Annotated in this window: 21 protein-coding genes and 1 riboswitch; of the genes, 2 read left to right on the forward strand and 19 right to left on the reverse strand. The window is 65.1% G+C overall.

Annotation, left to right across the window (positions count from 1 at the left end; genetic code table 11):
* Positions 1-51: 51 nt before the first annotated feature.
* The 10 genes from AC4D1W_RS11680 to hisI form a co-directional block, all read right to left on the reverse strand.
* Positions 52-1509, reverse strand: coding sequence for a glutamate synthase subunit beta (locus AC4D1W_RS11680; RefSeq protein ID WP_490891445.1), 1458 nt, complete (start codon positions 1507-1509; stop codon positions 52-54).
* Positions 1502-6097: a glutamate synthase large subunit gene (gltB, locus tag AC4D1W_RS11685; RefSeq protein ID WP_490898832.1), complete on the reverse strand. Its 4596-nt coding sequence runs from the start codon at positions 6095-6097 to the stop codon at positions 1502-1504. Before gltB ends, AC4D1W_RS11680 begins: the two co-directional genes overlap by 8 nt.
* A 269-nt stretch (positions 6098-6366) precedes the next feature.
* Positions 6367-7422: a prolipoprotein diacylglyceryl transferase gene (gene lgt, locus AC4D1W_RS11690; protein ID WP_490898833.1), complete on the reverse strand. Its 1056-nt coding sequence runs from the start codon at positions 7420-7422 to the stop codon at positions 6367-6369.
* A 2-nt stretch (positions 7423-7424) separates the two neighbouring features.
* Positions 7425-8225, reverse strand: a complete 801-nt coding sequence (gene trpA / locus AC4D1W_RS11695; RefSeq protein WP_490898834.1) for a tryptophan synthase subunit alpha — start codon at positions 8223-8225, stop codon at positions 7425-7427.
* Positions 8222-9541, reverse strand: a complete 1320-nt coding sequence (trpB, locus tag AC4D1W_RS11700; protein ID WP_490898835.1) for a tryptophan synthase subunit beta — start codon at positions 9539-9541, stop codon at positions 8222-8224. The genes trpA and trpB overlap by 4 nt, the downstream gene beginning before the upstream one ends.
* A 54-nt stretch (positions 9542-9595) precedes the next feature.
* Entirely contained in the window at positions 9596-10396 is an 801-nt protein-coding gene (trpC, locus tag AC4D1W_RS11705; protein WP_490891439.1) for an indole-3-glycerol phosphate synthase TrpC, read from the reverse strand.
* A complete protein-coding gene (locus tag AC4D1W_RS11710) occupies positions 10397-10705 on the reverse strand; it encodes an HGxxPAAW family protein (protein WP_490891437.1) in 309 nt (102 codons plus the stop codon).
* Positions 10706-10778: 73 nt separating this feature from the next.
* Positions 10779-11414 (reverse strand): Trp biosynthesis-associated membrane protein, encoded by a 636-nt coding sequence (locus AC4D1W_RS11715; protein WP_490898836.1) that lies wholly within the window; start codon positions 11412-11414, stop codon positions 10779-10781.
* Positions 11411-12973, reverse strand: a complete 1563-nt coding sequence (locus tag AC4D1W_RS11720; RefSeq protein WP_490898837.1) for an anthranilate synthase component I — start codon at positions 12971-12973, stop codon at positions 11411-11413. The genes AC4D1W_RS11715 and AC4D1W_RS11720 overlap by 4 nt, the downstream gene beginning before the upstream one ends.
* A gap of 82 nt (positions 12974-13055) precedes the next feature.
* On the reverse strand, positions 13056-13457 hold the full coding sequence (gene hisI, locus AC4D1W_RS11725; RefSeq protein WP_490891433.1) for a phosphoribosyl-AMP cyclohydrolase: 402 nt from the start codon (positions 13455-13457) through the stop codon (positions 13056-13058).
* Between the two features lie 145 nt (positions 13458-13602).
* Between hisI and AC4D1W_RS11730 the strand changes: the two genes are divergently transcribed.
* The gene (locus AC4D1W_RS11730; RefSeq protein ID WP_490891765.1) at positions 13603-14247 is read left to right on the forward strand and encodes a TIGR03085 family metal-binding protein; all 645 of its coding nucleotides are present in this window, start codon (positions 13603-13605) and stop codon (positions 14245-14247) included.
* 10 nt (positions 14248-14257) lie between these two features.
* Here the strand turns inward: AC4D1W_RS11730 and hisF are convergent, their stop codons facing one another.
* The 9 genes from hisF to aspS form a co-directional block, all read right to left on the reverse strand.
* Positions 14258-15028, reverse strand: coding sequence for an imidazole glycerol phosphate synthase subunit HisF (gene hisF, locus AC4D1W_RS11735; RefSeq protein WP_490898838.1), 771 nt, complete (start codon positions 15026-15028; stop codon positions 14258-14260).
* A 13-nt stretch (positions 15029-15041) separates the two neighbouring features.
* Positions 15042-15884: an ATP phosphoribosyltransferase gene (gene hisG / locus AC4D1W_RS11740; protein ID WP_490891429.1), complete on the reverse strand. Its 843-nt coding sequence runs from the start codon at positions 15882-15884 to the stop codon at positions 15042-15044.
* A gap of 80 nt (positions 15885-15964) precedes the next feature.
* A complete protein-coding gene (locus tag AC4D1W_RS11745) occupies positions 15965-16228 on the reverse strand; it encodes a phosphoribosyl-ATP diphosphatase (protein ID WP_490891428.1) in 264 nt (87 codons plus the stop codon).
* Positions 16229-16309: 81 nt separating this feature from the next.
* Positions 16310-16801 carry a 6,7-dimethyl-8-ribityllumazine synthase gene (gene ribH, locus AC4D1W_RS11750; protein WP_490898839.1) on the reverse strand — a complete coding sequence of 164 codons (492 nt, stop codon included), beginning with the start codon at positions 16799-16801 and terminating at the stop codon, positions 16310-16312.
* 78 nt (positions 16802-16879) lie between these two features.
* Positions 16880-17527, reverse strand: a complete 648-nt coding sequence (gene ribA / locus AC4D1W_RS11755; protein ID WP_490891426.1) for a GTP cyclohydrolase II — start codon at positions 17525-17527, stop codon at positions 16880-16882.
* Entirely contained in the window at positions 17524-18207 is a 684-nt protein-coding gene (ribB, locus tag AC4D1W_RS11760; RefSeq protein ID WP_490898840.1) for a 3,4-dihydroxy-2-butanone-4-phosphate synthase, read from the reverse strand. Before ribB ends, ribA begins: the two co-directional genes overlap by 4 nt.
* Positions 18204-18833, reverse strand: a complete 630-nt coding sequence (locus AC4D1W_RS11765) for a riboflavin synthase (protein ID WP_490891424.1) — start codon at positions 18831-18833, stop codon at positions 18204-18206. The genes ribB and AC4D1W_RS11765 overlap by 4 nt, the downstream gene beginning before the upstream one ends.
* Positions 18834-19952, reverse strand: coding sequence for a bifunctional diaminohydroxyphosphoribosylaminopyrimidine deaminase/5-amino-6-(5-phosphoribosylamino)uracil reductase RibD (gene ribD, locus AC4D1W_RS11770; RefSeq protein WP_490898841.1), 1119 nt, complete (start codon positions 19950-19952; stop codon positions 18834-18836).
* 96 nt (positions 19953-20048) lie between these two features.
* Positions 20049-20185, reverse strand: a riboswitch (FMN riboswitch).
* A 147-nt stretch (positions 20186-20332) separates the two neighbouring features.
* Complete coding sequence (gene aspS / locus AC4D1W_RS11775) at positions 20333-22171, reverse strand: aspartate--tRNA ligase (RefSeq protein WP_490891422.1); 1839 nt, start codon at positions 22169-22171, stop codon at positions 20333-20335.
* A 126-nt stretch (positions 22172-22297) separates the two neighbouring features.
* Between aspS and AC4D1W_RS11780 the strand changes: the two genes are divergently transcribed.
* Entirely contained in the window at positions 22298-23536 is a 1239-nt protein-coding gene (locus AC4D1W_RS11780) for an APC family permease (RefSeq protein WP_490898842.1), read from the forward strand.
* The last annotated feature ends 2 nt before the right edge of the window (positions 23537-23538 follow it).

Below are 23538 nucleotides of genomic sequence, written 5' to 3' on the forward strand. Positions count from 1 at the left end.
GCCTGTCGTATCGTGTTCGTGGATTGCTGTTCGCTCCGGCGCCCGCAGGAATTACAGGACGTTGAGAGCGCGGTCTGTCGGTGCCACTGGCGCAGGCAGCTTGGTCTGACCCATCAGCCACTGATCAACCGCGGCAGCACACGCCCGCCCTTCGGCGATTGCCCACACAATGAGCGATTGTCCGCGTCCTGCGTCGCCTGCTACGAAGATGCCGGGCGTATTGGTCATGTAATATCCGTCACGCTCAACGTTACCGCGGCCGTCAAAAGCAGCGTCGAGCTGCTCGGGAATTCCCGCGGGTTCGGGGCCGGTGAAGCCAAGCGCCAGGAACACCAGATCCGCCGGGATATCCCGTTCGGTCCCGGCCTTGGGGAGCCGCTTTCCATTGATGAACTCGGTTTCAGCGACCCGGACCGCCTTCAGCTTGCCGTCCTCGCCAACGAATTCAACGGTGGACGCCAGATAAGTGCGTTCGCCGCCTTCCTCGTGTGCGCTGGCGACCTCGAAGAGCGTGGGAAAAGTCGGCCACGGCTGGTTGGGCATACGCTCACTCGGCGGCTGCTGGCCGATTGCGAGGGTGGTGACGGATGCAGCCTTGTGACGGTGTGCGGTACCGATGCAGTCGGCGCCTGTGTCACCGCCGCCCAGGATGACAACGTGCTTGCCTTCAGCGTGGATCTGGTCTTCGACTTCCTCGCCGGCGACAACACGGTTGGCGTCCACGAGGTACTCCATGGCGAAGTGCACGCCATCGAGGTCGCGGCCGGGGATCGGCAGGTCGCGCGGGACTGTGGCGCCGGTGGCGATTACTACGGCGTCGTACCGGCGGCGCAGCTGGTCCCAGCTGATGTCACGGCCCACCTCGACGCCTGCCCGGAAGCGGGTCCCCTCAGCCTTCATCTGGTCAAGGCGGCGATCAAGCTGGATCTTTTCCATCTTGAAGTCCGGAATTCCGTAGCGCAGGAGGCCACCGATGCGGTCGTCACGCTCGTACACGGCCACGGTATGACCGGCCCGGGTAAGCTGCTGGGCTGCGGCAAGGCCTGCGGGACCGGAACCGACGACGGCGATGGTCTTACCTGTGAGCCGCTCCGGAGGATGCGGGTGGACCCAGTCATTGTCGAACGCCTCGTCAATGATCGAGACCTCGACCTGCTTGATCGTGACCGGAGGCTGGTTTATTCCGAGCACGCAGGATGCCTCGCACGGAGCGGGGCACAGCCTGCCCGTGAACTCGGGGAAGTTGTTCGTGGCGTGCAGCCGGTCGATCGCCTCGCGGCCCTTGTCACGCCACGTCAGGTCATTCCACTCCGGAATGAGGTTGCCGAGCGGGCATCCCTGGTGGCAGAACGGAATACCGCAATCCATGCAGCGGCCCGCCTGGCTCTTGAGGACGCCCTTTTCCTGGGCTTCGTACACTTCTTTCCAGTCCATGATCCGGACCGGGACAGGCCTGCGCGGCTGCGTCTGCCGCTCGCGCACCTTCATAAATCCGCGTGGGTCAGCCACCGGTAACCTCCAAAATCCTGTTCCAGACCTCTTCGCCGTCGGGATCGAGTCCCTCTTCAATGGCAGCGGCCCGTGCATCGAGAACGCGTGCGAAGTCACGCGGCAGCACCTTGGTCAGGCGCGGGACAGTTGCCTCGAAATCCTCGAGTAGTTTGGCAGCGAGCGTCGACTCGGTTTCTTCCTGGTGCCGCAGGAGCAGCTGCCGGACAATCTCGATGTCTTCCGCGTCGAGTTTCTCCAGTTTCAGTTCGCCGCTGTTCAGCGCCTGGACATTCACCCGGGTTTCATCGAGGTCAAGGACGTAGGCCGTGCCTCCCGACATGCCGGCGCCGAAGTTCCGGCCGGTTCGGCCGAGGATGAGAGTCTGGCCACCGGTCATGTACTCACACCCGTGGTCACCGATGCCTTCTACGACTGCAGTGGCACCGGAGTTGCGTACCAGGAACCGCTCCCCCACCTGACCGCGAAGGAAGATCTCGCCGCTGGTTGCGCCGTAACCGATGACGTTGCCGGCAATCACGTTGCGGTCGGCGGCGAAGACGTTGGCCCTGTCCGGACGCACGATGATTCGCCCGCCCGAAAGCCCCTTGCCCACGTAGTCGTTGGAGTCTCCCAGCAGCCGCAGCGTGATACCCGCCGGAAGGAAGGCGCCGAGCGACTGCCCCGCGTGGCCGGTCAGGGTGACGTCGATGGTGTCCGTCGCCAACGTATCCGTGCCGAACCGGCGCGTGACCTCGTAACCGAGCATGGTGCCGACTGACCGGTCGGTGTTGACGACGTCGAGCGTGATTCTCACAGGAGCGCGGTGGTTCAGCGCGTCGCTGCTCATGTCGATCAGCTTGTTGTCGAAGTGCTGGTCCAGCTCGTGGTTCTGCGGGAGCATGTTCCGCAGGGGAGCGTCCTCGCCGAACTCGTTGCCCCGCAGGATGGGGTCCAGGTCCAGCCCGTCCGCCTTCCAGTGTTGGACGGCGCGCTGCACATCGAGAACCTCGCTGCGGCCGATGGCCTCATCGAGTGAGCGGAACCCGAGCTCCGCAAGCAGTTCCCTGACCTCCTCGGCGATGAACTCAAAGAAGTTCACCACGAACTCAGGCTTGCCGGTGAAGCGGCTCCGCAGTTCGGGGTTCTGTGTCGCGACGCCGACAGGACAGGTGTCGAGGTGGCAGACGCGCATCATAATGCAGCCGGAGACCACCAGCGGAGCGGTAGCGAACCCGAACTCCTCGCCGCCGAGCAGTGCGGCGATCAGCACGTCACGTCCGGTCTTCAGCTGACCGTCCACCTGGACAACCACGCGGTCGCGAAGTCCGTTGAGCATCAGCGTCTGCTGTGTTTCAGCGACGCCGAGTTCCCACGGAACACCCGCGTGCTTGAGGGAATTGAGCGGGCTGGCGCCCGTTCCGCCGTCATGCCCTGAAATAAGTACGACGTCGGCTTTGGCCTTTGTGACGCCAGCCGCCACGGTGCCGATCCCGACCTCCGAAACGAGCTTCACGTGCACACGTGCCGAGGTATTCGCGCGCTTCAGGTCATAGATGAGCTGCGCCAGGTCCTCGATCGAGTAGATGTCGTGGTGCGGCGGCGGAGAGATGAGCGCGACTCCCGGAGTGGAGTGCCGTGTCCGGGCCACCCAGGGGTAGACCTTCTGGCTCATCAGCTGGCCGCCCTCGCCGGGCTTGGCTCCCTGCGCCATCTTGATCTGGATGTCGTCAGCGTTGGTCAGGTACAGACTGGTGACACCGAAACGTCCCGACGCAACCTGCTTGATCGCGGAGCGGCGCTCAGGATCGAGCAGCCGGTCCACGTCCTCGCCGCCTTCACCGGTGTTCGACTTGGCGCCGATACGATTCATCGCGATCGCAAGGGTTTCGTGGGCTTCCTGCGAGATGGATCCGTAGCTCATGGCGCCGGTGGAGAAGCGCTTGACGATGCTGGAGACCGGCTCGACCTCCTCGAGCGGTACCGGAGGGCGCAACCCTGCCTTGAAGCCGAGCAGACCGCGCAGGGTCATCAGCTCGCGGGACTGGTCGTCGACTCCCCTGGTATAGGACTTGAAGATGTCGTAGCGCCGTTCCCGCGTGGCGTGCTGCAGCCTGAACACCGTTTCAGGGTTGAACAGGTGCGGCGGACCTTCACGGCGCCACTGGTACTCGCCGCCGTTGTCCAGGCTGCGGTACGGGTCTTCGATGCCGTCCTGCGGGTAGGCGAACTCGTGCCGGGCCGCTGCCTCAGCGGCAACCACGTCGAGTCCGACGCCGCCGAGCTGGGTCTGCGTGCCGTGGAAGTATTCGTCCACGAGGTCCTGGGCAAGGCCGAGGGCCTCGAAAGTCTGCGCACCGCAGTAGGAGCTGACGGTGGAGATACCCATCTTCGACATGATCTTCAGGACGCCCTTGCCGAGGCCCTTGATCAGGTTGGCGACTGCCTGCTCGGCGGTAACGCCGGTGATGTCTCCGTTGCGCACCAGTTCCTCGCAGCTTTCCATCGCGAGGTAAGGGTTGATGGCGGAGGCACCGTACCCGATGAGCACAGCGACGTGGTGGACTTCGCGGACGTCGCCCGCTTCGACCACCAGGGAGGTCTTGGTCCGGGTGGCGCTCTTGAGCAGGTGGTGATGGACGGCGCTGGTCAGCAGCAGAGAAGGAATCGGGGCCCACTGGGCGTTCGAATCGCGATCTGAGAGGACCACATACTGGATGCCGCGGTTGATTGCGCTCGACACCTGCTCGCAGATCTCCGCCAGCCGTGCACGCAGGGACGCCTCCCCGCCGTCGACCCGGTACAGGCCGCGTACTCGGACTGTGAGGCGGTCGCCGTCGTCGGACTCAAGATTGGCGATTTTCGCCAGCTCATCATTGTTGATGACCGGGAAGTCCAGCGCGATCTGCTTGGAACGCACTCGGCTCGAGGACAAAAGGTTGCCATCGGGACCGATGGTGACGCCCATGGACGTGACCAGTTCTTCCCGGATCGCGTCCAACGGCGGGTTCGTGACCTGGGCAAAGGACTGCACGAAGTAGTCGAACAACAGTCGCGGGCGCTTGGACAGCACGGCAATGGGAGTATCGGAACCCATGGCTCCAAGCGGCTCTGCCCCGGCCCTCGCCATGGGGCCCAGCAGGATACGCAGTTCCTCCTGGGTGTAACCAAAGGTCCGCTGCCGGCGGTTGATGGACGCCTTCGTGTGCACGACGTGCTCGCGCTCAGGAAGGTCCTTCAGATCGAGCAGGTTTTCCTTGACCCATTCGCCCCAGGGGTTGGCGGCGGCAATCTCAGCCTTGACCTCCTGGTCTTCGATGATCCGGCCGTCCTCGGTATCAACGAGGAACATCTTGCCGGGCGAGACGCGTCCCTTGCGCACGATCTTGGAAGGTTCGACGTCGATGACGCCAACCTCCGAGGCCAGGACTACAAGTCCATCCTCCATGACCCAGTAGCGGGCGGGGCGGAGCCCGTTGCGGTCCAGGACCGCTCCGACGAGTCGTCCGTCCGTGAAGGACACAGCTGCCGGTCCGTCCCACGGCTCCATCAGCATGGAGTGGTATTGGTAGAAGGCGCGCCGCGCGGGGTCCATCGAGGTGTGGTTTTCCCACGCCTCCGGGATCATCATCATGATCGCGTGGGTGATGGGGCGACCCGCGAGCATCAGGAGTTCCGCCACCTCGTCGAACGACGCGGAGTCAGAAGCTCCAGGGGTACAGATCGGGTACAGCTCCTCGGGCGAATCACCCAGCAACGGGTGCGCGAGCTGCGACTGGCGTGCGCGCATCCAGTTCCGGTTGCCCTTCACAGTGTTGATTTCGCCGTTGTGCGCAATGCTGCGGAACGGCTGGGCCAACGGCCATGAGGGGAAGGTGTTCGTCGAGAAACGCGAGTGAACAATCCCGAGCTTGGTCTTGAACCGGGGATCTGACAGGTCCGGGTAGAACGGCTCGAGCTGAGCGGTGGTGAGCATCCCCTTGTAGACCATCGTCCTGGACGACAGCGAGGGGAAGTACACCCCGTACTTGTTCTGGGCGCGCTTGCGCAGGCGGAAAGCCTTGGCGTCGAGGTCCTCGACCTTGCCGCCGACAGGAGCGATGAAGAGCTGAACGAAATGCGGCATGCACGCCCGGGCCATGGACCCGACGAGGTCAGCTGCCACCGGGACCTCGCGCCAGCCCAGGACTGTGAGGCCCTCGGACTCGGCGAGGCTCTCGATGCCGGCACGGGCGGTTGACTCCTCACCCGCCTCAGCCGGAAGAAACGCGGTTCCCACGGCATAACTGCCGGGCGCCGGAAGCTCGAAGTCAACGACGGCCCGGAAGAACTCGTCGGGTACCTGGGTGAGGAGGCCCGCGCCGTCGCCCGTGCCCTCGTCGGCGCCGACGGCACCGCGGTGTTCGAGGTTGCGCAGCGCAGTGAGGGCGGCATCGACAATGTCGTGGCCGGGTTCACCGCGAAGCGTGGCGATGACGGCCAGGCCGCAGGCGTCTTTCTCGTTTTCCGGGTTGTAAAGCCCGGATGCCTTCGGGTAGGAAGCGAACCGTGAGAACGGCGATTCCGCGTGGATACTGTCCGGCAGAGTACCGGTGATGGGTGCAGTCATAGATAGAGTCCTTCCCCCATGATGGAGCGTCGGGAGGGGACGGCTTCGGCCCCGAGGCGCGCTTGCCCTTCCGGGAGGCGCGTCATTTTCTTAGTGCACATTGTAGGGCCGACACACCTCACGCCAGCATGGCTTGCGGGCGCGGATTGATGGCGATGGGCCTGATCAATTCCCGATACGGCGCAAAGCCGGTGAGCTAGCTGATGTACCGAGCGGAGCCACGACGCTGTGACATCGTCCTTGGGAAGGGGCGGTGGCCCCGCTGGACGCTACTTGCGGGAGTCTGATTCCCTGGATTCCTCGGGGTTTGGTTCCGCGGAGGCGGCCGTACCTGAGGCGTCTTTTATTTCTGGAAGATTACCACGGTCCGGACCTGTCTCAGCTGATGTGTCCGAACTATGGACCTCTGTGCCCGATCCGTTATCTGTGACAGGGACGGCTGCGACGGTGTCATCGGCGGCGGCAGGAGCACGTCCGGGCAGGTACACGGAGTGCTCCGTGACGCCCTGTTGCTTCACCGTGAGGTAGATGAAGATTGCGAGGGAAACGAGGAGTACAAGCACACTCGTCCAGACGTTCAGCCGCTGTGTCACGCCCAGCAGGGTAATCATTTCGGCATCATCGATTCGCAGCGCCTCGATCCAGACACGACCGGCGGTGTAGTAGGCGGCGTACAGCCAGAACATACGGCCGCCGCGCAGAGTGAACCTGCGGTCCAGGAGGAGCAGAAGCGCAACACCCGCGAGATTCCACAGCGACTCGTAGAGGAAGGTGGGATGGAACAGCGTTCCCGGAGCAGCGTCCGCAGGGAAGTTGGGGTTGTCAGCATCGATCTCCAGACCCCAGGGCAGGTTGGTGGGCGCGCCGAACAGCTCCTGGTTGAACCAGTTTCCCCAGCGGCCGATAGCCTGCGCCAGCAAGACTCCCGGAGCGGCAGCATCGGCGAAGGCGGACAGGCGGACACCCGCACGACGGCATCCGATCCAGGCTCCGACCGCGCCCAGGGCCACGGCCCCCCAGATGCCCAGACCGCCTTCCCAGATCCTGGGTATGCGGGACAGATCTCCGTCAGGACCGAAGTAGGCGTCCGGCGAGGAGAAGACATGGTAAAGACGGCCGCCGACGAGACCGAAGGGGACAGCCCAGATGGCTACATCCCAGACGACGTCGGGGTTGCCGCCGTAACGCTTCCAACGGGCGGAGGTGAGTAGCAGTGCGACGATAATGCCGGCCAGGATGCACAGCGCGTAAGCGTGTATGGTGGCCGGTCCGATGGAGAAGCTTGCCCATTCCGCGGGCGGACTGGGGATGCTGGCGGGGATCATGCTCAACCCTTCGGGGTTCCGGTGCTCAGGTCCTTGGCCAGGGCCGCCACAGCGGGGACGCCGCCGTCCCGAAGTGCGGCCACCAGCGCAGTGCCGACGATCGCCCCGTCCGCGTAGGCACCGATTTCGCGCACCTGCTCCGCGGTGGAGACGCCAAGCCCGACGCATGCCCGCTCGGCGCCGGCGCGGTGCGCGGCAGCCACGACCTCGCGTGCCGCTGAACTGACGGAGGACCGTGCGCCCGTGATGCCCATAATGGACACCGCATAGACGAACCCGCGGGTTGCGTCGACGGTGGACTGCATGCGTTCCGGGGAGCTCGAGGGCGCAACCAGGAAGACGCGGTCAAGACCGAACTCGTCCGACGCAGTTATCCATTCGTCTGCCTCGTCCGGAATGAGGTCCGGCGTGATGAGGCCGGCGCCGCCGGCTTCGGCGAGGCGGCGCGCGAATTCGCGGACGCCCATCCGCATGACGGGGTTCCAGTAGGTCATCACAAGCACGGCCGCGTCGGTGCGGCTGGTGATTCCCGCGACGACGTCGAAGATCTGCCGCACGGCGAAACCGTTCTGGAGCGCCTCGACCGTTGCCTGCTGGATAACCACTCCGTCCATGACCGGATCAGAGTACGGAATACCGATCTCGATCAGGTCCACCCCGTTTTCAGCAAGCGCAACAGCAGCATCGATCGTGGTCTGGACGTCGGGGAAGCCCGCAGGCAGGTAGGCGACCAGAGCGGTGCGTCCGTCGGCGCGGGCGCGCTCGATCGCTGCGGCCGACTTGCTTACGGTTCCGGTACTCACAGCTGCTCCCCTTCGGCGCCGATCTCGGCCTCTGCGCTGTCTTCAGGCAGCAGGTCAAACCACTCCGCCGCCGTAGCGACGTCCTTGTCACCACGGCCGGACAAGTTGACGAGGACGATTTTCTCGCGAGGATCCCCAGGCTCTGCTGCAAGGCGCTGCCCGACCTTCAGCGCTCCTGCCAATGCATGCGCGGACTCGATGGCAGGAATGATGCCCTCTGTCCGGCATAGCAGCCGGAACGCTTCCATGGCTTCGGCGTCAGTGATCGGCTCGTAATTCGCCCGGCCGATATCGGCCAGGAAGGCATGTTCGGGCCCCACGCCGGGGTAGTCCAGACCGGCCGAGATGGAGTGTGACTCAATGGTCTGTCCATCATCGTTCTGCATCAGGTATGAGCGTGCGCCGTGGAGCACTCCGGGCCGGCCGAGCGTGATCGTTGCGGCGTGCCGGCCGGTCTCGACCCCGTCGCCGCCCGCTTCGAATCCGTACAGTGCAACTTCACGGTCGTCCAGGAAGCCGTGGAAGATTCCGATGGCGTTGGACCCGCCCCCGATGCAGGCGCAGACCGCGTCCGGGAGGCGGCCGGCGGTGCTGAGCATCTGCTCCCGCGCCTCTTCGCCGATGACCTCGTGGAAGTAACGGACCATCGCGGGGAAGGGGTGCGCGCCGGCAGCCGTGCCGAGCAGATAGTGAGTGGTGTCCACGTTGGCAACCCAGTCACGCAGCGCGTCATTGATGGCGTCCTTGAGCGTCTGCGATCCGTTGGTGACGGGGATAACCTCCGCACCAAGCAGTTGCATGCGAGCGACGTTCAGGGCCTGGCGCCTGCAGTCCTCGGCCCCCATGTAAACAACGCACTCGAGTCCAAGCAGGGCGGCAGCGGTGGCACTTGCAACGCCATGCTGGCCGGCACCGGTCTCGGCAATGACGCGGGTCTTTCCCATCCGCTTGGCGAGCAGTGCCTGACCCAGCACGTTGTTGATCTTGTGCGACCCGGTGTGGTTCAGGTCCTCGCGCTTGAGGAAAACCCGGACGCCGCCGGCGTGCTCGGAGAAACGGTGCGCTTCAGTCAGCAGGGACGGACGGCCGGAGTAGGACCGGTTGAGCTCGGCGACCTGCGCCAGGAACTCCGGGTCCGACTTGGCCTTGTCGAAAGTGTCCTCCAGCTCATCCAACGCAGCGATCAGGGACTCGGGCATCCATCGCCCGCCGTAGGCGCCGAAGTACGGACCCTGCGCGTGGCGCAGCGATTCACCGCCGAGAAATGCCTCCGCTGGGTTGTCAGTTGCAGACTGCGGCTGTGGAATGTCGGTCATGAACCTGCTGTCCTTCGTGATGGTGTGCTGCTGTCCGTGTCGACGGCGACAGCTTCAGTGGTGCAGTGCGCTGCCCGCGCGGGCGAACTCGCGGACAGTCTCCTCGGGATTCGAGTGACGGACGAGCGCCTCGCCGACGAGGACCGCTTTCGCTCCCTCGGCAACATAGAGTTCGACGTCGGCGGTGTCCCGGACGCCTGACTCAGCGACCACGACGGCGTTGGCCGGGATGAGCCCTGCCAGTGCCGGGAAGACCGACCGGTCGATGTCCAGTGTCTTGAGGTTGCGCACGTTGACGCCGATGATCCGGGCGCCGACGGCAATTGCGCGCTGCACTTCCTCGGCCGTGTGCGTTTCGACGAGGGCATGCATGCCGAGCCGTTCGGTGAGCTCGAGGAAAGACGCCAAGGTGGCGTCGTCGAGCGCGGCGACGATGAGGAGAATCAGGTCCGCGCCGTGGGCACGCGCTTCCCAGATCTGGTACTCATCAATCGTAAAATCCTTGCGCAGGAGCGGAAGATCCACGGCTGCGCGGACGGCGTCGAGGTCGGCCAGCGATCCGCCAAAACGGCGCTCTTCGGTGAGGACACTGATCACCGCAGCTCCGCCGCGCTCGTAAGCGGCGGCGAGTTCAGCGGGGTCCTGGATGTCCGAAAGTTCACCCTTGGACGGGCTCTTCCGCTTGACCTCCGCGATGACGCGCACGCCGCTGCCCTGCGCGCTGAGGGCAGCATAGGCGTTCCGCGGCGCAGGCGCCTGCTCTGCCATAGCGCGTACTTCTCCCAGGGGGAGGTGCTGCCTGCGTCCATCGAGATCCTCCCGGACCCCGACAATGATCTCGTCGAGAACGCTCACTTAGTGCCCGGAATTCTTGAGCCGGTGGCCACCTACGCCGAATCCAAGCATCTTCAGGATGATTCCAAGGGCCAGGCCGATCACCATGATGAGGATCCCGATCCAGAACAGGATGGTGCCGGCGTCCATGTTGCCCTCGGTACTGGCGAAGATGAACGCGAATGAGGACAGTGCCGCGCCGGCGAGCATCACGAAGACGCACGTCCACGCTGCCGGGCTGTTGCCGTGTCCGATAGTTTCATCGCGGGCCGCTGAATGCTCAGCCATAGGGGTTTCATTGGAACGGGTTTCAGGCGCGGTACTAGCCATGGCGTATCTCCTTGTGCTGTGGTCTGTGTCCATTCTGCCATTGATTCGGCAGGGCGTTGATTCGGCCGGACACTCAACCGGTTGGGTCCTCTCCCCGGCTTAGCCTGTCCCAACTGTCGATCTCATCAGCGTTCGTATCGGCCTTTCCTGGCCGGTTGCGCACGCCCGACTGTTCGACCCGGCTTTCATAGCGGCGCGCCGAGCGCCAACCCTTGCCTGCGATGAGCAGCCATACCGCGCAAAACACCAGCAACAGGCCCCCTACGGTTGCAAGCCACGGCATGGCGGTGGCCGTAACGGACACGCCGTCCTGGCTGGTGACACCGAGTGCTTCTCCGATGGCGGGCGCGGCAGAGACCGCCGGGTCCGTAACGACCGCCAGGCTGCTGAAGATGATGCCTGCGCCGGCCACCGTCAGTATGACCGCGATGATCCAGCGGGCGGTTCGTCCGGCGATGGACGCGGCCAGCGCAGCCACCAGGCCCACCAGTGCGAACGCGGTCACTGCCGTCGCAGCGTCCGATCCTGCGACCTGAATGGATGGAGTCTGGACGTCGGTTTGCGGCAGGGTGACCGAAAGCCATGTCTGGGTGGTACTGCCAAAGGCCACCAGCGCCGCGAGGACCGTCGCGAGGACGACGACGCCCTTGCTTCGCAGGGCGGGGGTACGGGACTGAGCCGATGGGCCCGGCTCCGGGGCGGAGCTCACGGCGTGCCTTCGCCGGTATCAGTTACCGGGCGCAGGCTCGCAGCCATCAGCGCCGCGCGCAGCGGAGCCGCGGCCTTGTTGACCGTCTCCAGCGCCTCAGCCTCAAGTTCCGAATCAGCGACGATTCCCCCGCCGGCCTGTACGTAGGCACGGTTGTCGCGCAGCAGCGCGGACCGGATCGCGATCGCCATATCCATGTCACCGGCGAAGTCGAAATACCCCACCACTCCGCCGTAAATGCCGCGCTTGTGCGGTTCGAGTTCATCGAGCAACCGGAGTGCCCGGGGCTTGGGCGCACCGGACAGGGTTCCAGCGGGGAAGGTCGCGGCCAGCACGTCATAAGCGGAGCGGGCCGGATCCAACTGTCCCACGACGGTCGAGACGAGGTGCATGATGTGGCTGAACCGCTCGACCTCCATAAACTGCGTAACGTCCACTGTTCCCGGCCGGCACACCTTGGAGATGTCATTACGCGCGAGGTCCACCAGCATGAGGTGCTCGGCACGCTCCTTCTCATCCGCAAGCAGTTCCTCTGCAAGGACCCGGTCCTGCTCGGCGGTCTTGCCGCGCGGCCGCGAGCCCGCGATCGGATGGGTGATGACCTCCGCGCCCTTGACGGTGACGAGTGCTTCCGGTGAGGACCCGACGATGGAATACGGCCGTCCTGCCGCGTCCTCAAGACTGAAGAGGTACATGTACGGGCTTGGGTTTGTGGTGCGCAGCACCCGGTAGACGTCGAGGGCGGACGCCTCGCAGTCCAGTTCGAATCGGCGCGAAATGACCACCTGGAACACTTCGCCGTCCACGATGGCTTCCTTGCCGCGCTCGATCGCAGCAAGGTAACGGTCCCGGTCCCAGCGCTCCCGGACGCGGGACATCAGCGCTGTACTGTCGGAGGCGCCGTCGGCCAGGACGGACACCGGCTGGTTGGACGCGGAGGCAAGCCGCTGAAGCATGCTCCGCAGTCGGGCTACGGCGTCGTGCCAGGCTTCATCCACGCGGGCGGATGAGTTGTCATAGTTGATGGCGTTGGCCACCAGGGTGACCCTGCCGCCTGCGTTGTCGTGGATGGCCATATCCGTGACAAGGTTCATTGCCAGTTCAGGCAGTTCGAGGTCATCCTCCGGCGGGGAAGTAAGCCTCTCCCAGTGACGGACGGATTCCCAGCCGATGAATCCGACCATGCCGGAGGTGAAGGGCGGAAGCCCGTCGAATCGCGCGGTCTGGAGTTCCTCCACTGTCCGCCGAAGGGCCTCGACGGGGTTGCCGTCCACGGGTACTCCCGCCGGAGGCTCCCCTAGCCAGCACGCCTCGCCGTCCCTGGTGGTGAGGGTGGCCCGGGAGTTGACACCGATGAACGAATACCGCGACCATACGCCGCCCTCTGCAGCGGATTCCATGAGGAAGGTGCCCGGGTGCCCGTCGGTCAGCTTCCGGTAGATGCCGATCGGAGTGTGAGCATCGTCGAGCACAGTCAGGCGGACAGGTATGACCCGCCGGTCCCGGGCCAGCGCGCGGAACTCCTCCAGACCGGGGGTGATTACTCCGAGCTCATCCATGAAATGCGTTTCCTAAATCCTCGCGCCCATCGCTCTGAAGGGCGTAGTTGTTCCTGCCTGCGGTGTTCCTCTGCGGCGAAGCTTATGCGGAGCCGACGACGGCGGCGAGATCCCTGCCGTCGAAACACGTCCGGGTGCCGGTGTGGCACGCCGCGCCCACCTGATCCACCCTCACGAGCAGTGCGTCGCCGTCGCAATCCAGCGCGACGGATTTCACGTACTGCACGTGGCCCGAGGTGTCGCCCTTGCGCCAGTACTCCTGGCGGGACCTCGAGTAGAAGGTGACGCGACCGCTGGTCAGGGTCCGCCGAAGGGCCTCATCATCCATCCAACCGAGCATCAGCACCTCCCCCGTGTCATCGGCCTGGACGATCGCGGCGACGAGGCCGGCGGCGTCCCGCTTGAGCGCGTCGGCAACCGCTGGATCTAGCTCGGGCGTTTCGCCGGCAGCTGGGAATGTGGCGGGTTCGGGGTGTTGTGACATCGCAACTGATTCTAGTCGTGCCGGACCGGGCTGCCGCATCGGGCGCCGTGTACGGGGTGTGTGAAGTTCCCTCAGGTTCGTCCGCCGGAGCAGTACGCGCCAGAACCCGGGCATGGAGATGCTTATCATGCTATTTTCAACAGTGATGCATTTCGTTGACCCCTCCCGTGAAGTCCTCGCCGAAACTCTGCTCGCGGCCGGGCCCCACTCCCCCACGCTGTGCGACGGTTGGCAGACGAAGGAACTGGCCGCGCACCTGTACCTCCGGGGCCACAAACCCAGCGTTGGGATCGGCGCGCTCATCAAGCCGCTTTCGGTCGTCTCGGAGAAGGCAACGCGCAAACTCGCCGCCAAATCCGCATCCGCACCGGCTTACGAGGCACTTGTGAACGACTTCCGCAGGGGCCATCCGTTCTATTCTCCGATGCGCCTGCGCTCCATAGACACCAGCACCAACCTCATTGAATACTTCGTTCATACCGAAGACGTGCGCCGGGCGACCAGCAGATGGGCGCCGCGTGCCCTGGATGAGGAATACTCGAGCGCGCTCTGGGACGAACTGATCAAGCGCGCCGCCATCCTTTACCGCGGCGTTGACCTTGGCATTGTGCTTGTACGGCCGGACGGCCCGAGGCACGTCGCCAAACGCGCACCGGTTTCAGTGGCGATCGTCGGCGAGCCCGGCGAGCTGCTCATGCACGCCCACGGGCGTACCCGCCACGCGTTGGTCACCTTTGAAGGACAGCCTGACGCCGTCGCTCTTCTGGAGAGCGCCGAAGTAGGACTCTAACCTCCGGTTCTCAGCGAACAGGAAATCCGGCGTCCCGGATAGCCCTTTTCACTTCGGCGATCGCGTCGACGGGACCGAAGTGGAACACAGACGCAGCGAGTACCGCATCCGCCCCTGCGGCCACAGCCGGTGGGAAGTGTGCAGGCTCGCCCGCGCCGCCCGAGGCAATGAGCGGCACCTTCACTGCAGCGCGGACAATCCTGATCATTTCCAGGTCGAAGCCCTCGCGGGTGCCGTCGGCATCTATCGAGTTCAGCAGAATCTCTCCCACGCCGCGGTCGGCCGCCTCGCGGGCCCAGACGACCGCGTCTATTCCGGTACCCTTCCGGCCGCCGTGCGTGGTGACTTCGAAGCCCGACGGCGTCGAGTCGTCATGGGTTCGGCGCGCGTCGAGGCTCAGCACCAGGACCTGCGACCCGAATTGGGATGTGATCTCGTCGATGACCTGCGGACGCGCAACCGCCGCGGTGTTGATGGACGCTTTGTCGGCGCCCGCACGCAGCAACCGGTCGACGTCGGAAATTTCCCGGACGCCGCCTCCCACCGTCAGCGGAATGAAGACTTCCTCGGCCGTCTTCGCGACCACGTCGAAGGTGGTGGCGCGATTGCCGGAAGAGGCTGTGACGTCGAGGAACGTCAGCTCGTCGGCACCCGCCCGGTCATAGCGGTGTGCCAGTTCAACCGGGTCCCCGGCATCGCGGAGGTCCTCGAAGTTGATTCCCTTGACCACGCGACCGGCGTCCACGTCGAGGCAGGGTATGACCCGTATTGCCACGCTCATGTTTTGCCCCGTCCTAGATCCGGCACGCGTGGATGGTGCTGACCAGAATGGCACGGGCACCGAGATCGTAGAGCTCGTCCATGATCTGGTTGGTGCTGTGACGCTTCACCATGGAGCGCACGGCAACCCACTCCGAGTCGCGCAGCGGCGAGACGGTGGGTGACTCAAGGCCCGGTGTCAGCGCCGCGGCCTGGTCGACCAGCTCCTTGCGGATGTCATAGTCGAGCAGGACATACTGCCGTGCGACGAGCACACCCTGAAGCCGACGAATCAGGATGTCCAGCCCCACGGGTGTTGCGCCCTTGCGTCCGATGAGGACCGCTTCGCTGCGCAGGATCGGCTCACCGAAGATCTCCATACCGGCGGCCTTCAGCGTGTTCCCTGTCTCGACGACGTCGGCGATGGCATCCGCGACGCCGAGGCGCACGGAGGACTCCACCGCGCCGTCCAGGCGGACCACTGTCGCCTCGACACCCTGCTCAGCCAGGAAAGCGCGCAGCAGTCCGTCGTAACTGGTGGCCAGACGCCGTCCCTCCAGTTCGGAGACGGACGCGAAGTGGCCCACCGGGCCGGCGAAACGGAACGTTGATGCACCGAAGCCGAGAGGCAGGAGCTCCTCGGCGTCCACCTGGGCATCGAGGAACAGGTCGCGTCCGGTGATTCCGACGTCGAGCGTTCCGGATCCGACGTACACCGCGATGTCGCGAGGCCGGAGGAAGAAGAATTCGATTTCGTTCTCGGGGTCCACCATCACCAGTTCGCGGGTGTCGCGGCGCTGGCGATAGCCCGCCTCGCTGAGCATTGCGGAGGCGGATTCGGACAGGGATCCCTTGTTGGGGACTGCTACTCGAAGCATGGGTTTTCCTTCGGTGAGGAGGGTTTCCTTGAAGCAGGCGTTTGCCGCGCGAGAGTTCTTCCGAGGGCTCGGGCGCGCGGCTAAAGATGCTTGTAGACGTCTTCGAGCGTGAGTCCCTTGGCGATCATCATGACCTGAAGATGATAGAGCAGCTGGGAGATCTCCTCTGCGGCTGCCTCATTCGACTCATACTCGGCGGCCATCCACACTTCGGCAGCCTCCTCGACGACCTTCTTGCCGATGCCGTGCACGCCTGACTCCAGTTCAGCCACGGTCCGTGACCCGGATGGGCGGGCGGCAGCTTTCTCGCTCAGCTCGGCAAAGAGGGTATCGAAGGATTTCACTCTGTCTAGGTTACTGGGTTCCACCGGATCCGCCGTATCGCGCCCGTTCTATGTGACGAACCTCTATCTGCCGCTATGCCTTCAGTTGCTCCATGGGCTCAGCACCGCAGCCGTTGCCAGCGCGGCAACGGTCGCCTCGTATCCCTTGTCCTCACTCGAACCGGCGAGGCCGGCGCGGTCCAGGCCCTGCTCTTCCGTGTCGCAGGTGAGCACCCCGAAGCCCACCGGAACACCGGTGCGGACGCTGACCTCGGTGAGTCCCGACGTTGCAGCCTGGCAGACGTAATCGAAGTGGGGCGTTCCGCCCCGGATGACCACACCGAGCGCGACGACGGCGTCGTAGTGCGGTGCCAGCCTCGCCGCCGCGACGGACAGCTCGAAGCTGCCCGGTACGCGGAGCACGTCGGGTTCGATGCCCGCGTCCGCGGCGGCCCGGCGGGCGCCGTCGAGCAGTCCATCCATGATCGCGGTGTGCCAGCTGGCGGCGATGACCGCAAGCCGAACCGGCTGCTGCTGTTCCTGCTGCTGCGCGATGCTGGTGATGTCGATGGTGGGGGCGCCGTGTCCGGCCATGGTTCTCCTCTGGAATTTGGGTGTAGGAAGATGTAGGGAATTGCGGATGCGATCTGGGTGGCTCTGGAGGCCGGACGGTCAGCTCTGCTGAACGATCTTCTCCTGCGGCCTCTTGTGGAACCGTTCCTCCAGGTGGGACAGCTGGTGGTTGAGACGGTCACGCTTGGTCTCGAGGTAATGCTGGTTCTCGAGCCTTGACGGGATTTCGGACGGCACCATGGACGCCACGGTGACGCCGTACCGTTCGAGGTGCTCCCGCTTGACCGGATTGTTGCTCAACAGTCGGATTCTGGTGATGCCGAGTTTGGTGAGGATGTCAGCTGCTGCCTGGTAGTCGCGCGCGTCGACGGGCAATCCGAGCTGTTCATTCGCCTCCACCGTGTCTGCGCCGTTTTCCTGGAGGGCGTAGGCGCGGAGTTTGTTGGCGAGGCCGATTCCACGGCCCTCCTGACCACGGAGGTAAACCACCGTTCCGCCCTGCTCGTGAACCAGTCCGAGCGCCTGCTCAAGCTGTTCGCCGCAGTCACAGCGGTAGGAGCCGAAGACATCACCGGTGAGGCATTCCGAGTGCAGGCGTACCAGCGGTGCGCCATTGGCCCTGTTGGTCCCTGGCGCGGACAGCGTCAGGTGCTCCACGCCCAAGGACGCAACAATCCAGGCCTGCGCGGTGAACGATCCGAACGCCGTCGGAATGGTGACCACGGGACCCCCGGTGACCGTGCTCATTCGGCGACTCCTCTGCCGCTCCCGGCGAGATAGTCCGCAAGATCCTCGATGGAAATCAGCGGCGCCCCGAAACGCGTGGCGAACTCCCGCAACGCAGGCAGGCGCATCATCCCGCCGTCGTCGTGGGTAACCTCCGCAATGACGGCTGCAGGCTCCACTCCGGCGAGCCGGCACAGGTCGACCGCGGCCTCGGTATGCCCGGGTCGCTCACGCACGCCGCCATCGACCGCGCGCAGGGGGAACATGTGACCGGGCCGGGTGAGATCCGACGGGCTCGAAGAAGCGGAGGCAAGCACCCGCGCGGTCAGCGCCCTGTCCGCGGCACTGATACCGGTGCTCACGCCGACCGCCGCGTCGCACGAGACGGTGTACGCGGTCTGCTTGGAGTCCTGGTTGTTCAGCACCATGGCGGGCAGGTCCAGCCTGTCCGCGGTCTCTCCGGTGAGTGGAACACACAGGACGCCCGAGGTGTACCGGATAGTCCATCCCGTCAGTTCCGCGGTGGCGAACTGGGCAGCGAAGATGATGTCTCCTTCATTCTCGCGATTGGCGTCATCAACAACGACGACGGCGCGGCCCGCTGCCATGGCGGCGACTGCCGCCTCCACTGAATCCAGGCGGATTTCCAGCACGACGCCGGCAGGCGTGTCCGCTGCGCCGCTGTTTCCCTGGGCGTTCATGCGCGAACTCCATTCCCCGTGAAAGCAAGCAGACGCTCCGCGTACTTGGCCAGCACATCCATTTCGAGGTTTACAAAATCTCCAATGCTCTTGGCACCCAGCCCCGTCTCACTGAGGGTTGTCGGAATGAGCCCAACCTCGAACCAGGGGTCCTGTACTCCCGCGTCGCTCACGGCGGTCACAGTCAGTGAGACACCGTCGACCGCAATGGAGCCCTTCTCCGCGGCATAACGGTCCAGCGGGGAAGGAAGACTGAAGCGCAGACGCTCCCAGGCGCCGAGGTCCTCGCGCTCAAGAAGCGTACCGACGCCGTCGACGTGGCCCTGCACAACGTGCCCGTCCAGCCGGCCGGTGGCCGGAACGCAGCGTTCGAGGTTGACGCGGTCGCCCTCGGCCAGCCGGCCGATGGTTGTTCGGGCCAGGGTCTCTCCCATCACGTCAACACTGATACGACCGCCATCGATGGTGGTGGCGGTCAGGCAGACGCCGTCGACTGCGATGGACCCGCCGAGGTCCAATCCGGTTGCCGTCGCACCGGCGTCGAACACAAGCACCGCGCTCGCTCCGTCCGGAGAAGGTTGGAGGGACGAAATTGTGCCCCGTCCGGAAACAATTCCTGTAAACACTCAAGGGCCTTTCACGAAGGGCGCCGGAACCGGCGCTATGGGTTTGAAATGAAGTCGGACATCGTCGCCGATCTGCGTCACTGCAGCGGCGCCGTCGGGGTCGAGACGCCACACGTGCGCATCGGTCAGCGTTGCGACGCCCAGGCGTTGGAAGGCCGGTACGCCGGCGCCGAGGAGCATGGGCGCGATGTAGGTGAAGAGTTCGTCCACCAGGTCCGCCATGAGGAAGACCCCGACCAGTTGGGGGCCGCCTTCCACCAGGACGTGCCGCACACCCCGGACGTACAGCTCTTCCAGCGCGGCGATGGGATCGTGGGTGCGCAGGTGAAGAAAGCCCTTTCCGCGCATGGCGGCCTCTTCCGGGATATCCCGCAACCCGACGGCGACACGCAGCGGCTGGCGGTCCGCGTCCGATCCGTCGAGCGCCCGCGCCGTGAGGCGGGGGTCATCGGTGAGGACTGTGCCGGTGCCCACCAGCACGGCGTCGACCCGGGTACGGATGGTGTGCCCATCGGCGCGGGCATGCGGGCCGGTGATCCACTGGCTTGAACCGTCGGCAGCTGCAGATTGCGCATCGAGGCTCTGCGCCACTTTGACGGTGACGAACGGACGCCTGGCCTGGACGGCGGCGAGCCAGCGGCGGTTCAGCTCTGTTGCAGGGTCAGCGAGGAGCCCGCCAACCACTTCGATTCCGCGGCGGGTGAGGAGTGCGTCTCCACCGGCGGCGTGAGGGTTCGGGTCGGAGGCGGCGTACACCACGCGTGTGATGCCGGCCGCCAGGATGGCCTCGGTACAGGGGCCTGTGCGTCCGGTGTGGTTGCACGGCTCAAGCGTCACCACCATGGTGCAGCCGGTCAGGTCCACACCCTGCAGGGCCGCTTCCTTCAGTGCCGCGACTTCCGCGTGATCGGTCCCGGCACCGAGGTGGGCGCCGGCGGCAACGATCGCGCCGTCGCCGTCGAGAATCACAGCCCCCACCAGCGGGTTGGCACCGCGCACACCCTGGCCGGCAAGCAGCAGCGCGTGCTCCATGGCCATCATTTCGTGCGCGGTGAAGGCGTGGTCAGCACCGGTCATGGCGGCCTCCACGCGGAGGCGACGGCTGAAAGTCCATATCATTCCCTCACCTAGCTCTTACGGCTCCGGGGAACGACAGGCAGGGCCGGCGCCGGCGAGGGCGCGCGAAGCGCCGACGACAGGGCACAGCCGTGGCTGCACGTGCTTCTCCCATCCAGACTTTAACTGTCGGTGCCGGAATTTCACCGGCTCAACCGTTTGCTGCCCCGAAAGGCTGCACGCGGGTCGCGGACTATAACCGCCGGTTCGGAATTACACCGACCCCGGAGCACGTTGTACGACGTTCATTCTTCCATATTTTTGGACGAACGCAGGGGATGACGTTTGAAGACGTCCACCGCCGCTTTGCGCATAGCCGGATGTGGAGATAATGGCGGAAACACGCTGGCATTCCAGCATTATGTGCACACCCGGCGGCGCGGTCAGGCCTTCGCGCCGGCTTTCTCTTCAGCTTTCGGCTCTGCCGACGCCTCCGGCTTGACGCCTGCCTTCACAACCGGCTTTGCGTCCGGTTTTGCGTCGACACCTGCTTCCTTCCGCTGCTGCGCGGTGATCGGTGCAGGCGCCGCGGTGAGCGGGTCGTAGCCACCGCCGGACTTCGGGAAAGCGATGACATCGCGGATGGAATCGCTGCCCGCCAAGAGGGCAACCACGCGGTCCCAGCCGAACGCAATGCCGCCGTGCGGCGGCGCGCCGTACTTGAAGCCCTCGAGCAGGAAGCCGAACTTCTCCTGTGCATCCTCGGCGCTGATACCCATGACCGCGAAGACGCGCTCCTGGACATCCCGGCGGTGGATACGGATCGATCCGCCGCCAATTTCATTGCCGTTGCAGACAATGTCGTAGGCGTACGCCAGCGCGCTGCCCGGATCGGTGTCGAAGGAGTCCACGAATTCGGGCTTCGGCGAGGTGAACGCGTGGTGGACAGCGGTCCATGCGCCCGAACCCACCGCGACGTCGCCTGCCGCCACTGCGTCCGACGCCGGTTCGAACATCGGCGCGTCAACAACCCACACGAATGCCCACGCATCGGGATCGATCAGGCCGGTCCGGTGACCGATCTCCACGCGGGCGGCGCCGAGCAGCGCACGCGAGGAAGACTTCTCGCCCGCCGCGAAGAAGATGCAGTCGCCCGGCTTAGCGCCGACGGCGTCGGCCAGGCCCTCGCGTTCGGCGTCGGTCAGGTTCTTGGCAACGGGACCGCGGAGGCTGCCGTCGTCGTCGATGAGGACATACGCCAGGCCCTTGGCGCCGCGCTGCTTGGCCCATTCCTGCCACGCGTCGAGCTGCCGGCGAGGCTGGGCGGCTCCGCCGGGCATGACGACGGCGCCGACGTATGACGCCTTGAACACACCGAATTCGGTGTCCTTGAAGTACTCGGTGAGCTCAGTCAGTTCAAGGCCAAAGCGCAGGTCCGGCTTGTCGGAGCCGTAGCGCGCCATGGCGTCGGCGTAGGTCATGCGCTGGATGGGGGTCGGGATTTCGACGTCGATCAGCTTCCACAACGCTTCTACGAGCTGCTCACTGAGCGCGATGATGTCATCCTGCTCAACGAAGCTCGCCTCGATATCCAGCTGCGTGAACTCGGGCTGCCGGTCGGCCCGGAAGTCCTCGTCACGGTAGCAGCGGGCGATCTGGTAGTACTTCTCGAAGCCGCCCACCTGGAGAAGCTGCTTGAAGAGCTGGGGCGACTGCGGGAGCGCGTACCAGGAGCCGGGCGCCAGGCGCGCCGGGACCAGGAAGTCACGGGCGCCCTCGGGCGTCGACCGGGTGAGGGTTGGAGTTTCGATCTCCACATAACCGTCCGTGTGCAGAAGCTCGCGGGCAACCCGGTTGGCTTCGGAGCGCAGGCGGAGGTTAGCGTTCGGAGCGGGACGGCGGAGGTCGAGGTAGCGGTGCCTGAGGCGCGCTTCCTCACCCACCTCGACGTGCTCGTCAATCTGGAACGGCAGCGGGTCCGAGGTGTTCAGGATGGTCACCTTCTCGGCAATGACCTCGATCTCCCCGGTTGCCAGCGCCGGGTTCTCGTTGCCCTCGGGGCGCTTCTCGACGGTGCCGATGATCTGGAGCACGTACTCGTTGCGCAGGCTGGAGAACACATCCTCTTCCCGCACCACCACCTGGGCGACACCGGAAGCATCACGCAGATCGAGGAATGCCACGCCACCGTGATCACGACGGCGGGCCACCCATCCGGCGAGAGTAACGGTTTGTCCAATGTGCCCGGTCCGCAGGGAACCAAGGTCATGTGTGCGCAGCACAGAATTCCTTCCGGTGTGTGGTTAAGATCAGTGGATTAGATCGCTGGATTGAATCACTATGTTCGAGTTTACCGCCGGATGTACTGCACTCCCGGCCACACCTCATCACGGGACGGGGGCCCGCGCATGCCGCAGGCGCTGAACAGACAACTCGGCGGCTTCGATGCAACAACCGTAGGCATCGGATCAATGATCGGGGCGGGGGTCTTTGTCGTCTTCTCCCCCGCCGCAGCGGCTGCAGGCACCCTGCTGCCCCTCGCCGTCGCCCTCGCCGCGATGGTCGCCTACGCCAACGCAGCGGCGTCCGCCCAACTGGCAACGGTTCACCCGGTGAGCGGCGGAACCTACACCTATGGAAGGCGCCAGCTCGGCGAATGGCCCGGGTTCCTCGCCGGGTGGAGCTTCATCACGGGCAAGCTCGCCTCGTGCGCGGCGATGGCGCTCACGTTTGGGCTGTACGCGGTCCCCGGCTTCGAGAAGGCGGCGGGAGTGGCTGCAGTGGTGGCACTGACGGCCGTGAACCTGCTCGGTATAACGCGTACCGCGACGATGACGCGAATCATCGTGTCACTGGTGGTGCCGGTGCTCGCGTTCGTCATCGTGGTTGCCTTCACACAACCCGCGAACGACGGCGGTTCGCCGGCATCCGGACCCACCGGAGTCCTGCAGGCGGCAGGGCTCATGTTCTTCGCTTTTGCCGGGTATGCGCGCATCGCCACCATGGGCGAGGAGGTGCGGGAGCCGGGACGCAACATACCGCGCGCCATCTTCGGCGCACTGTGTTTCACCCTGGCGCTGTACCTGCTACTCGCATTCGGCCTGCTGCGTGCAGTCGGACCGGACGCCCTCGCCGAGTCGGCCGCTCCCCTGACCGAAGTCTTTTCGAGCGGTCAATCGATACCTGTGCTGGCGGTTGCGATGGCCGCTGCGCTGGCGAGTCTCGGCGCGTTGCTTGCGCTGATCAGCGGGATCGCGCGCACAACCATGGCGATGGCGCGCGAAGGTGACCTGCCGCGGGTGTTCAGCGCTGTCTCGGCGCGCCGGGCCACCCCGTTCGTCGCTGAACTGGCGGCCGCCGTCGTCGTCATTGGGCTGCTGCTGGGAACAGACATTCTGACGGTGGTGGGCTTCTCCAGCTTCGGTGTGCTGCTCTACTACGCGGTGGCCAACCTCTCGGCGCTCACGCTGACCACCCGGCCCTGGTATGCGCCGCGGGCCCTGAATGTGCTCGGAGTGGTGGGCTGCCTGGTGCTGGCGTTCACTCTTCCGGTCCAGTCCGTGCTGACCATGACCGTCATACTCCTGCTAGGGCTGCTGGGCCGCGCCGCCGTGGTTCTGCTGAGGAGACGACGGCGTCACACGTAGCG

This window comes from Arthrobacter sp. TJ-170 (genome assembly GCF_058269305.1).